Source organism: Streptomyces sp. ISL-66 (genome assembly GCF_018614135.1).
Classification (GTDB): Bacteria; Actinomycetota; Actinomycetes; order Streptomycetales; family Streptomycetaceae; genus Streptomyces.
In genome coordinates this window covers 35,057-46,361 of the sequence record NZ_JAGGOW010000012.1, presented here as the reverse complement: position 1 = coordinate 46,361, position 11,305 = coordinate 35,057, and the positions used below count along the sequence as shown (strand labels likewise).

The 11,305-nt window shown below is 69.8% G+C and carries 9 protein-coding genes; 3 read left to right on the top strand and 6 right to left on the bottom strand.

The window, feature by feature from the left end; translation table 11 throughout:
- Positions 1-1,627 precede the first annotated feature (1,627 nt).
- Positions 1,628-2,266 (top strand): hypothetical protein, encoded by a 639-nt coding sequence (locus tag J7E97_RS03180; protein WP_308346278.1) that lies wholly within the window; start codon positions 1,628-1,630, stop codon positions 2,264-2,266.
- Positions 2,263-2,736 (top strand): MarR family transcriptional regulator, encoded by a 474-nt coding sequence (locus tag J7E97_RS03175; RefSeq protein WP_215021976.1) that lies wholly within the window; start codon positions 2,263-2,265, stop codon positions 2,734-2,736. Before J7E97_RS03180 ends, J7E97_RS03175 begins: the two co-directional genes overlap by 4 nt.
- A 174-nt stretch (positions 2,737-2,910) precedes the next feature.
- Here J7E97_RS03175 and J7E97_RS03170 read toward each other — a convergent pair whose 3' ends face one another.
- The 6 genes from J7E97_RS03170 to J7E97_RS03145 all read right to left on the bottom strand — a co-directional run bounded on the left by J7E97_RS03170 (position 2,911) and on the right by J7E97_RS03145 (position 9,817).
- Positions 2,911-3,801, bottom strand: a complete 891-nt coding sequence (locus tag J7E97_RS03170; RefSeq protein WP_215021974.1) for a sigma-70 family RNA polymerase sigma factor — start codon at positions 3,799-3,801, stop codon at positions 2,911-2,913.
- A gap of 40 nt (positions 3,802-3,841) precedes the next feature.
- On the bottom strand, positions 3,842-4,588 hold the full coding sequence (locus J7E97_RS03165; protein ID WP_215021972.1) for a VOC family protein: 747 nt from the start codon (positions 4,586-4,588) through the stop codon (positions 3,842-3,844).
- A 39-nt stretch (positions 4,589-4,627) separates the two neighbouring features.
- On the bottom strand, positions 4,628-5,182 hold the full coding sequence (locus J7E97_RS03160) for an XRE family transcriptional regulator (protein WP_215021971.1): 555 nt from the start codon (positions 5,180-5,182) through the stop codon (positions 4,628-4,630).
- 9 nt (positions 5,183-5,191) lie between these two features.
- The gene (locus J7E97_RS03155; RefSeq protein ID WP_215021968.1) at positions 5,192-7,531 is read right to left on the bottom strand and encodes a helix-turn-helix transcriptional regulator; all 2,340 of its coding nucleotides are present in this window, start codon (positions 7,529-7,531) and stop codon (positions 5,192-5,194) included.
- 121 nt (positions 7,532-7,652) lie between these two features.
- Positions 7,653-8,558 (bottom strand): ParB/RepB/Spo0J family partition protein, encoded by a 906-nt coding sequence (locus J7E97_RS03150; RefSeq protein WP_215021967.1) that lies wholly within the window; start codon positions 8,556-8,558, stop codon positions 7,653-7,655.
- Entirely contained in the window at positions 8,555-9,817 is a 1,263-nt protein-coding gene (locus J7E97_RS03145) for a ParA family protein (RefSeq protein WP_215021965.1), read from the bottom strand. Before J7E97_RS03145 ends, J7E97_RS03150 begins: the two co-directional genes overlap by 4 nt.
- A gap of 704 nt (positions 9,818-10,521) precedes the next feature.
- Between J7E97_RS03145 and J7E97_RS03140 the strand changes: the two genes are divergently transcribed.
- Entirely contained in the window at positions 10,522-11,301 is a 780-nt protein-coding gene (locus J7E97_RS03140; protein WP_285427795.1) for a ScbR family autoregulator-binding transcription factor, read from the top strand.
- Positions 11,302-11,305: the final 4 nt, after the last annotated feature.

Sequence of the window (11,305 nt, the reverse complement as noted above, 5' to 3'; positions counted from 1 at the left end):
CCGCCTCGCTGCGCTCGGCGGAGGCCCGCTTCGCGGGCCAAGACCTCGCCTTCGGCGGGGGGTTCCTCCGCTTCGCTCCGGAACTGAGGATCCGCCTCGCTGCGCTCGGCGGAGGCCCGCTTCGCGGGCCAAGGCCCCCCTTCGGCTGGGGGTTCCTCCGCTTCGCTCCGGAACTGAGGATCCGCCTCGCTGCGCTCGGCGGAGGCCCGCTTCGCGGGCCAAGGCCCCGCCTTCGGCGGGGGATTCCTCCGCTTCGCTCCGGAACTGAAAGACCCGCCTCGCTGCGCTCGGCGGAGGTCGGCTTCGCCGACCAAGGTCTCGCCTTCGGCGAGAGCTTCCTCCGCTTCGCTGCGGAAGTGAAGATGCCTCTCGCTGTGCTCAAGGCGCCCGCTTCGCGGGCCAAGGCCTCGCCCTGGCGAGGAGTTCTTGTGCTTCGCTCCAGAACTGAAGGGGCCGCTTCGCTGGACTTGGGGGAAGGCCGGCTTTGCCTGCCGAGGTCCCTTCTTGGGTAGGTGTTCCTCCGCTTCGCTCCGAAACCGAAGATTGACCTCGCTGTGCTCGGCGGAAGCCGGCTCCTCAAGTCGAGGTCCAGCTTTCAGTGGAAAGGTTCCTCCCCTTTGGTTGCTCCGTGGGCCGGAGCTAGGGATGGGGCTGTGCTCCTTCATGTTTCTCGGAAGCGCTTTACCCCGGACTGCTGAGGCCAGTACTGACTTTGAGCGCAGGGTCTGACCCCTGGCCGCGATGGTTGGTGGGAAGGGACGGGGAACAGTCTGGGGTTGTGGAGAAGGGGTCCTGGGATTGGGTCTGAACCAGCCAGTTAGGTGTGGGGTGAGGTTTAAGCAAGTCGTTGAGGGTTGGACCTTTGCTTGGGTGGTGGTGGGTTTGATCAGAGGCGGGTTTTCGTGGTGTAGCGCTGTGACCTGGGGTTTTGCAGGAAGCATTAACGGCGTTAAGTGCCTTGGTCCGGTGGGGTGTTAACGGCGTTAAGGGCATGGATGGCTGGTTGATTCAAAATGAGATGTGGATAGAGATGGGAATCAGTCAGATTCTGCGGGGTTGTGGCTGGGGAGTGCGGGGTCGGGAAGGGGGTGAGTGGGGCTTGGGAGGGCTTGGTAGGGGGTTGGGGAAGAGGTCGAGCGGGGCCTTGAAGACGGCGTTCAGTGCCTTGAGGGAAGCGACCACCGGCCTATAGAAGGTACGGAGATGCGTTGCCGCAGGTCAGAGGGGGTGCGCAAGAAAAGATATGTCCCCTCAGGAGGGACATATCTCGGGTGTTGTGTCGCTGCTAGGGGGACACAACGGCTGCGAAACGTCAGTGACACTGACGGAAAATGGCCTAAAAAGTCGGTGGGGCTGACGTTTCAGGGGAGATATGTTGGCGAACTGGCGGTGGGGTGGGTGGGGTTGGTCGGGGGGAGTCGGGAGGGGGGCGTCCGAAAGGTATGGCTGAGATATGTCACCTGTGAGGGGACACAAGACACGCCGAACGTCAACGAGCGTGACACTTGTGTCACCCTTGTTGACATACTGATCTCCGCAGATCAACGGAGTGGAGAGCAGCCTCGTGTCATCAGAGCCACAGCGCCGCCGGGGCAATCCGGCTGGGACCCCGCGTCCTGATCTGCCGGTGGATGACGCGATCTCCGCGTGGAGTCAGCCGCTGGCTCCGGTCAAGGATCTGGACAGTCTGGCCAAGCGGTACCCCACGCGGAAGCTGACGCTGGACGGCGAGCGCAAGCCGCTGGAGTTCTACGGGACCGAGAATCAGCCGAATGCGTTCTCGATGGACAGCCTCGAGTTCTTCCTCGTGATCGCCCAGTACTTCCGGGAAGCGCTGCCTCTGCGACTGATCCTGCTGCTCATCGCGTGTCAGCGGGCGGGGGGGCGGATTCCACTTACCCAGGAGGAGATGGCTACCATCCTGGATGTCAGCCGGACGAAGACCTCGGAAGCGCTGCACACGGTGATGTCTCATGGGATCGTCTTCAAGGTGCGGCGGGGTCTGTATCAGTTCAACCCGCCCTACAGTTATCGGGTGGCGGAGTTCATCCCGGGTACTGAGATGACGGGTGAGTTCGTGAAGGTGGAGCAGCACGGCACGATTTCGCAGATTCGTAGCGATACGAGTCTGCCGGACCTGGTGCGCTTCCCGTCGTTGGACCACATGAGGCAGGCCATCGCGGAACTGCGGGCCGAACGGGCAAGAGAGCGCGCTGCGCGTCGGGTGAGCCGGACGAAGCGCACGGGAGAAGGGACGGCTCAGTGAGCACCTTGCGATTCGCTGCGGTCAACGCCGACGGGCTCCTCTCTGACCTCGACCTGCCGCCGGCGGCCTACCGGGTGCTGCTGAAGCTGCGTTCGCTCAGTGAGCCGGGCGGGCGGATCCTCATCGACCAGGCGACGGTCGGGGGGATGCTGGACCTGAGCCGGCCGAGCGTGAACGCGGCGCTGCGGAGCCTGGAGCTGGCCAAGCTGGTCAGGAAGATCCGTAACGGCGTCTACCAGATCAACCCGATGCTGGCCGGGTACAACTCCTTCGAGGACGCGGTGGCGGCCGTGAACGAGATGGACTCGGACGAGCGGCTCGACGCGCGGGGCTATGTGGCCAGCTACCACCGGGCGGTGGCGGCGTATCAGGACCAGCTGGCCGAGCAGCGGAAGAAGAGGGCCGCTCAGGCCGTCGCGAAGAAGGCGGCGGAGTCGAAGCGGCGTAGGGCGTTGCACGCGGTGGGTTGATCGCGTGCCGTTGAAGGGCTTCTGAGGGGTGCTCAGGGGCTGGTGAGGGCCTCGGGTGTATTCCGGGGCCCTTTGTGGTTTTCGGGGGCTCAGAGGGGCGTGGAGGGGTTGTGCTGTCCGAGGGGGCGCCGTGGGCGGTCTGTCTGCCCGGCGAGGCCCCCTCGGAGCCGGTTTTCAGGGGGTGGGTTCCGGGGGGACGAGGATGTCGAGGCCGGAGACGGACGACGGGGTCGTGAAGACCGTGACCTCGGTGATGCGGGTGTCCGCGATGGTGAACGTCATGACGCGGAAGGCGCCGTCGAAGAGGGAGACCACGCCCAGGTTGCCATTCACGAACGCGATCTGCGGGCTCTGCGCGAACTGTGCGAACGTGGCGGCCTGACGGGCCACCAGGGGGGCTCCGCGGACCGCCGAGAGGGCGCCGGACACGCCGGTGTCGGCGCGGGCCACCACATCGGGGTCGAGGACTTCGAGCAGGGCTTCGAAGTCCCCTCCGCGGGCGGCTCGCAGGAAGGCGCTGACGATGAGGCGCTGACGGCCGAGGTCGGGCTGGGGCGCGGACTCGGCTCCCCGGACCCGGCGGCGGGCGCGGCTGGCGAGCTGGCGGGCCGAGGCGGGGGTGCGGTCGGTGATGAGGGCGATCTCTTCGAAGGGAACGGCGAACAGGTCGTGCAGGACGAACGCGAGCCGTTCGGCGGGGGCCAGTCGGTCCAGGACCACGAGCATGGCGGCGCCCACGGAGTCGGCGAGGAGGGCTTCGTCCTCGGGGTCGGCGGGCCGGGCGTCGCCGACGGTGACGCCGGTGACCGGTTCCACCGGCCCGACGTCCAGGGGGTCTTCCCGGCGGGAGGTCCGGGAGCGGAGCATGTCCAGGCAGATCCGGCCGACCACGGTGGTCAGCCAGCCGGCGAGGTTGCCGATCTCGGCGGAGTCGGAGCGGACGAGGCGGAGCCAGGCCTCCTGGACGGCGTCCTCGGCTTCGCCGAGCGAGCCGAGCATCCGGTAGGCCACGGCTCGTAGGTGGCCGCGTTCTTCTTCGAAACGTTTCGCCAGCTCGTCGTGCACGTACTCGTCCTGCCTTCCAGGGTGTCGTCGTGGCTCCGCGTCAGGACAGGGCGAGGACGCAGAACTCGTGGCCTTCAGGGTCGGCGAGGACCGTCCAGGGGACGGCGCCTTGGCCGAGGTCGAGGTCGGTGGCGCCGAGGGTCCGCAGCCGGGTCACCTCCGCTGCTTCGTCGTCACCGGGGTACGGCAGGAGGTCAAGATGGAGGCGGTCCGGCGCGGTCTTCGCGTCGGGGGTGCGGAGGAACTCGAGGTACGGGCCGACACCCTTGGCGGAGCGCAGCGCCGCATGATCGTCGGTCACCTCGTGGAGGGTCCAGTCGATCGCCCCGCCCCAGAACCGGGCCATGGCCCGCGGGTCCGTGCAGTCGACCACCACCGCGGCGATCGGGCCGGTGTCCCGATAGATCTCCCGGGGCTCCAGCACGCAGAACTCGTTGCCTTCAGGGTCGGCCAGGACCGTCCAGGGGACGGCGCCTTGGCCGACGTCGGCGGGGGTCGCGCCGAGGGCCCGGAGGCGTGCGACCAGCTCCGTCCGGTGGGCCGCGGAGGTGGTGGCGAGGTCGAGGTGCACACGGTTCTTTGTTGTTGTCTTGGGTTCCTGGACGGCTACGACGTCGATGCAGACGGCGGCCGGGTCCGGCCAGACGAAGTCGCCGACGGGTGCGATGTAGGTGGTCACGCCGGAGGCCCCGTTGACAATGCTCCAGTCGAGCGCCTCCGCCCAGAACCGGGCGACCGCCGCGTGATCGAGCGCCTTTATGTTCACCTGAACAGGTCGCAGTGCCATGCCGGCGATCCTATGCGCGGGCTAAGCACAACCGCCGTGTCAGAAGTTGAGCTCGACGTAGTCGATGTCGGTGAACTCGACCAGGAGGCCCTGGGCGCGGGCGCCGTGGTCCTTGAAGTAGATCTCCTGGAGTCCTTCGGCGGCGATGTTGCGGAGCTGGGCCTCGTTCGCGCCGGCTTCCTGGGCGCTGAAGAGGCGGGAGGCGTACTCGGGAGGGAGGTGCTGGGTGATGCGGCGCATCCGGCCGTCGTCGGTGGTGCCGGGGGCGGCGCTGAAGCCGAAGCGGGCACGGGTCTCGATGACCAGGCCGGTCTGCTTGGCGGCCTTGGCGCGGGCCCGCTTGCGGACCAGGGGCTGCCAGCGGCGGCGTACCTCGCGTTCCAGGCGGGTGGAGAGCGCCGGCTTGGGCTGCTTGATCTGGTCCCTCACGTACCGCTCGACGGTGCGCCGGGAGATGCCGAGCAGGCCGGCCACGGCCTTGGTGGACTTGAGCTGCTTCACCAGGTACCGGATTTGGGCGCCCGCCGACTTGGGGATGGGGCGGGTGAAGTTCTGTTCGTCGGCGCGGTCGAGGCTGTCGCTGATCTCGGGCATGGGTGGCTCTTACTCTCCGTCGGCCGCGGCGTCGTGGCCCTTGATGTGGCGGGCGGGGTTGTGGCGTTCGTCGAGCATCCGGACGGCCCAGAGCAGGGGCTGGGTGCCCTCGTGCTTGACCATGCCGGGGCTGACGCCGAGGCGGAAGCCGCCGGGCAGCGGCTTGCCCTCGGGGGTGCGGGGGAGGAAGTCGAGGGGGCTGGGGCCGTCGGAGAGGTAGACGGCGCAGTCGGAGAGGACGGCGATGGGGTATTCGCCGGCGGCCGTCGCGAGCTTGCGCATCTTGCGGTGCATGTTGACGCGGGCCGTCGAGATGACGGCGGCGCGGATGTCGGGGCGCCAGGTGGGACGCTCCAGGGCGGGCCAGCCCTCGCCGGGGCGGTAGCCGGCGCCCTGCGGGCGTTCGCGGAGCTTGCCGATGCCGCCCTTGACGGTGGATTTGATCGCGGAGAGGACCGCGGCCTGGTGGGGGTCCCGGCTCTTGTAATCGGTCATGGCGGTGAGGAACTCGGCGTCGGTGAGGGCCGAGTGGACGCCCAGTTCCGCCATCGTCGCCATGTAGGCGTCGCGCAGGCGGGTGTACCAGGCGTCGAGGTACGGGCCGTGCTCCGGGCGGAGCCAGGCCTCGGTGGGCTGGACGGTGATTCCGAGCTCCTGGGCGTAGGCGAGGGTCGGAGTGGCGTACCAGGCGGGTCCGGTCGGGGGGCGGCCGTGCGGGGTGAAGGGGCTGGGGAGGCGGGGGTCGGTCTCCGCGGAGGAGAGGTCCACGAGCCAGCAGCCGGGGAGCTTCGGGTCGAAGCGGGGGCGGGGGGTGTGGACGGCGGGGCCGGTGCCGACGAGGAGGCGGTTGGCGGCGGCGGCGAAGGCCATGTTCACGTCGATGCCGACGGCGTGGGTGCGGGTGCACTCGGCGTCGGTGAGGAGCTGGGGGTCTCGGATCCAGTCGTACGCCTCTTCGTCGAGGACCTGGTCCGGGGTGCGCTGGTGGGAGCGCGGGTAGAGGGCCGCGACGACCGGGTGCTCGTCGGGGGCCTCCGGGGGAGCGGGGTCGACGGGGCGGGTGAGGGAGCCGGCGACGGGGGCGGAGACCCACGTGTTGGTGGCTTCGTCGCGTGCGGCGCGGGTGGGCGGGCGCAGCGCCGTCATCAGTTCCAGGCCGGAGACCGCCGTGGAGCCGCGGGGGGTGAGCACGCGCGCGGCGTAGGAGGTGAGCAGCTCGGCTAGTTCGGGGGCCGGGAGCTCGGCGGTGTGCTCGCCCCAGGCGCGGGGGTCGAGGGCGCCCCACGGGAGGATCGCGAGCTGGACGCACTGGCGGCCGGTGGTGGGGGTGGCGGGTCGGTAGACGCGGGCCCAGGGGCCGAAGCCGCGGCGGGTCAGCTGCCACTTGGCCTTGGTGAGCTGCTTGATGACGGGGTGGCCGTCGGGGAGGCGCAGGCCGCGGCGGTCTTCGAGGACGAGGGGGAGGCCGAGGGATTCCGTGGCGGCGGGGGTCAGGACGAGGAGGGGGTCGCCGTCCTTGCCGTTGCGGTGGAGGCGGGGGGAGCGGAGGTCGGCGTCGGGGCCGAGGGCCCAGGAGATGAGGGCGGGGAGGGTGGTGGGGGGCGTGAGGATGACGCCGCCGGCGGCGTGGGCCTTGCCGGTGCCGTCCAGGACGGCGAGGGGGCCGTTGCCTTCCAGGGGGGTGGGGGTGGGGTGGGGGGGCTGGGCCTTGGCGGGGGTGACCGGGCGGGTTCGGACCGGGGTGGGGGTGGGGGTGGGCGCGGGGGGCGGGGGCGGGGCGGCGGCTTGGGCCTGGGGGGTGGCGTTAACGGCGTTAACGGCGTTAACGGGGGCCGGGGCCGGGGCCGGGGGCTGGGGCTCCGTGGCGGATCCCGGTTCGGGGGGTGTGGCCCCGGCCTTCGTGGGGTCGGTGGAGGGGGCGGCGGCGTTAACGGCGTTAATGGGGGCCGGGGTCTCGGGGGTGGCGTTAACGGCGTTAATGGGGGCCGGGGTCTGGGGGGTGGCGTTAACGCCGTTAATGGGGGTCGGGGTCTCCGACCTTGTGGGGTCGGTGAGGGGCGTGGCGTTAACGGCGTTAATGGGGTGGAGGTCCGCCAGGCCGTTGAGGAGGCGGGCGTAGGCGGCGCGTTTGGGGGGGCGGGGGGCCGTGCGGCCCGTTTCCCAGGAGGTGACCGTTTCGCGGCGGACGGAGAGGGCCTGGGCGATCTGGTCCTGGCTCAGGCCGGCCGCTTCGCGCAGGCGCTTGCGCTCGTCCGGGTGCGGGAGGGCGTCCTGTGCCGCGGCCTCTTCGAGTAGGGCGTCCACGGCGGCGAAGAGCGTGGTCTGTTCGTTGTCGTGCGCATTGAGCATGGGGAACCTCCAGCCGCAGCTTATGTGAACCGCACCATGGAACGCACGTGAAACACACGTAGGGCACGTGGGGGCGTTAACGGCGTTAATGGTGCTCGGTCCCGTCAGCGCCCCCGTCGTGTCAGATACGGGTCAGCAGGAGCTCCGTGACCGCCTTCAGTTCGTCCGGGGTGAGGTGTGCCGTGAGGGCGTCCGCGACGGTTTCGGGAGACTCCGCCACGATCGTGATCCGGCGGGGGGCCGGGGTCGTGGACGTGGGGGTGGCCGGTGCGGCGGGGCGGGCGGATTCCGTGGCCGGGCGGGTGCGCTGGCGCGGGGGATTAACGGCGTTAACGGTCTCCGCCGCCGCTGCCGCTTGTTCCTCCTGGGGGAGGCGGCCGATGCGGCGGGCCGGTTCCACCTTCAGCTCGCCGGTCTCCACCTTGTCCTGGAGCTCGGGGGTGAGGTTGAGGAGGGTCAGCCGCTGGGAGACCCAGGCCGGCGTCTTGGCGAGGCGCTTGGCGACCTGGGCCTGGGAGCCGTGGACCTCGACGAGCTGCTCGAGGGCGCGGGCCTGGTCCATGGGGGCCACGTCGACGCGGTGGACGTTGGCGATCAGCGCCGACTCCAGGATGTCCGCCGCCGAGGTGGCGAGGGAGTCGTTGACGTGGATGTGCATGGTCCGCAGGCCGGCTCGCTGGGCCGCCGCGAGGCGGCGGTTGCCGTCGATGACCACGTACGGGGCGCGGCCCAGGCCGTCGGTGTGGCCGGGGTGGGCTTCCATGAACGCCATGCGGGTGGCGACCGCGAGGGGCTGGAGCTGCCCCCGGACGCTCAGGGAGTGGGCCAGTTCGTGGATCTCGGTGAGGTCCTCGCGGAGGTTGAACGGGTTGTGCGCGAGGGCTTCGATGGGGACCTCGGACGGCGGGACCACCCCGGAGGTGGGGGCGCCGGTGGCCTCCGCGATGGCCGCGCGGCGGGAGCTGACGCCGACCGGCTGGGCTCGGGCGAAGGACGTCGACACTCCGAGTTTGTCGGCCTTGCTCATGAGATCTCCCTGGCGAGGGCGCGCAGTGCGACTGCCTGGTCGCCCTTGGGTGAGTAGACGAACAACGGCTGCTTCACGCGGACGGCTTCGCGCTGTTCCTTGAGGTCCGGGACGATGGCCACCACCCGTGGATCCTTTATGTCCATCCAGGCCTGGAGGGAGGAGGTGGCGATGTAGCCGCGCCGGCCGTCGTAGAGGTTGACGACCAGCCCGAGGTAGTCGATGTCGAGGCTGAGATCGTCGCGCAGATCGTTGATCTGCGAGGTGAGCAGGTCGTAGGCGTCCGCGGAGGAGTCCTCGGCCTGTACGACGATCAGCGCGCCCGAGGCGCCCGGCTGTTCGGTGTCGCGGCGGCGCCCGTAGTAGATGGCCGCGTCCATGCTCAGGCCGAGGCTCGGCGGGCAGTCGATGAGGATGACGTCGTAGTCCGCCTCGACGGGAGCCAGCGCGCGCTCGAGGGCGGCCTCGCGGGCGCGGACCGTGGAGAGGCGGACGTCGAGCAGGAAGGCGTCGGTGCACGCGGGGAGGATGTGCAGCCGGTCGCCGAAGCGCTCGTCCGGGATGGGGACGATCAGGTCCGAGAGGGGACCCTTGGCCTCGCCGGCCATGTGGCAGGTGAGGCTGTCGCCGCCGATGGGCAGCGGCTGCCGGCCGAGCTGCTTGGTCAGGTGGCCCTGGGGATCGAAGTCGATGAGCAGGACGCGCATGCCGAGGCCGGGCAGGTCCTCCAGGTCGACGGGTGCGGTGGACTCGGAGCCGGGCTCGAAGCCCTCCTCGGAGGCCGAGAGCCGGGCCAGTTGGCGGGCCACGCGGACCGGGTGGAGGCTGTCGGGGTCCTCGGCGAGGGCTTCCGCGGTGCCGGCGGTGATGGCTGTCTTGCCGACGCCGCCCTTCTGGTTGCACACCACGATCCGGCGGACGACGGAGGGCCGCTTGACGGTGGGGGCCGGGTTCATCTCCAGCCAGAGGCGGACGGCTTGGGCCAGTCCCTGGATGAGGGAGACGCCACGGTCCTTGGAGCCGGTGCGGAAGAGCTCCCACTGGCCGGCGGGCAGCCAGGTGGAGAAGGACTCGGCGCCGGAAGTGTCGACGGGGGAGGGGGAGGACGCGAGCGCGCTCCAGTGGGCGATGCCCTGGTGGACGGCGTCCTGGATGTCCACCCGCAACTGGGCGGTCCGGATCTTCAGTTCCTGGCGCAGCCACGGAGGGAGTTTGGAGACGACCTTCTCTCGGTCGCTCTGTGACGAGGGTGAAGTCATGAGGGGGACTTTACTAACGTTCGGGGGTGCGTGTGGGCGCCACGCTTGAGTTTTGCTAACGAAGTGGTGCGGACGGGTTCCGGATGTGTGCTCGATCTGGGGCTGTTTGACCCGATGTGGGGCTCCCGGCTGGACGCGCCGTCAGTCGAGTGTGGGCTGGGGGGAGTCGGAGGTGGCGAGAAGTGTGCCGACGGGCGCATCTCAAACCAGTCGACCAGTACTTTTCGTGGCCGGAGCGTTAACGGCGTTAACGGCGTTAACGGTCGGGGGGAGGGGGCGCGTCCGTGGGGCCACCTGTGTCCCTGAGTGGGGAGAGGAGGTGCGGGGGCATTAACGCCGTTAACGCCTGAGGGTGGGGCGAGGGCCCGCGGGCGGGGGCTGGCGGGGGCTGGCCGGGGTCCGGGGCGGTCGACTCGGTGGTGCTGCGCTGCTCCTCGACGGGCGGGCGGGGCGCAATGGAACCAGACGGGCCGTTCGGTTTTGGGCGGGGGATTGTCCGGTTCTGGCGGCGGTGGGTCATGCCGGTGTGAGATGCGGGGATCCGAGCGGAAACGGGGGCGAGGCAGCTTCGGAGTCGTGATTTCGGCTGGTGGACTCGGTCGACAACCACTCGAACCCTGTTGATAGCTTACGGACCTTCAGGTTTGGTTTGCCTGGGCCGGTGGATCACGCGTACGCATGATCCACCGGCAGGCCCCTGGGAGATGGAGACGCTCGTGGTGCGGCAAGAGCGTGCGGTCCGCACGCGTCGGGCAATCTTGGAAGCCGCGGCGATGGTCTTCGACGGACGCGGCTACGAAGCCGCGACCATCGCGGAGATACTCGCCCACGCCGGCGTGACCAAGGGGGCTCTCTACTTCCACTTCTCCTCGAAGCAGGAGCTGGCCCAGGGGGTGCTCGACGCGCAGTTCGGCAAGTGCCTGGTGCCGCCCCGAGAGAGCAAGCTGCAGGAACTCGTGGACGTCGCGATGGTGTCGGCGTACCGGATGAAGCACGAGCCGATGCTCAGCGCCGGCGCCCGGCTCTCGCTGGGACCGGAGCCGTTGGAGAACCGCGGTGGAGCGGTGCCCGGCTGGATCGAGCTCATGCGAAGACTGCTGAGCGCGGCGAAGGACCAGGGCGAGCTGCTGCCGCACGTGGATCCCGCCGAGACGGCCTGGATCCTGTCCGCCTGCTGGTCGGGCGTGCAACTCTACTCACAGACCCTCAGCGACCGGGGCGACATCGAGGACCGGATGGCCACGCTGTACCAGCACGCCCTGCCGGGGATCGCGACCCCGGCGATGCTCAGCAGGCTCGACATGGCCGAGGACCGCGGGCGGCGGGTGATGGCCGAGGTGGCCGCGGGTCGCGCGGCGGCGGCCGGGCTGGTGCCGGGGCCCAGGGCGAGACCGGAGCAGAGGGACAGGGCGCCGGTGGAGCAGAGGGACAGGGCGCCGGTGGAACAGAGGTCGGGTGTGAGCGGAGTAGAGGGTCGGGCGTGAGCGG

What these genes read in the sequence shown, in the direction of transcription:
- J7E97_RS03165 (WP_215021972.1), bottom strand. Translation starts at nt 4,588, where the DNA reads ATGGCACTGCGACCTGTTCAGGTGAACATAAAGGCGCTCGATCACGCG.
- J7E97_RS03160 (WP_215021971.1), bottom strand. Translation starts at nt 5,182, where the DNA reads ATGCCCGAGATCAGCGACAGCCTCGACCGCGCCGACGAACAGAACTTC.
- J7E97_RS03155 (WP_215021968.1), bottom strand. Translation starts at nt 7,531, where the DNA reads ATGCTCAATGCGCACGACAACGAACAGACCACGCTCTTCGCCGCCGTG.
- J7E97_RS03150 (WP_215021967.1), bottom strand. Translation starts at nt 8,558, where the DNA reads ATGAGCAAGGCCGACAAACTCGGAGTGTCGACGTCCTTCGCCCGAGCC.
- J7E97_RS03145 (WP_215021965.1), bottom strand. Translation starts at nt 9,817, where the DNA reads ATGACTTCACCCTCGTCACAGAGCGACCGAGAGAAGGTCGTCTCCAAA.
- J7E97_RS03140 (WP_285427795.1), top strand. Translation starts at nt 10,522, where the DNA reads ATGGAGACGCTCGTGGTGCGGCAAGAGCGTGCGGTCCGCACGCGTCGG.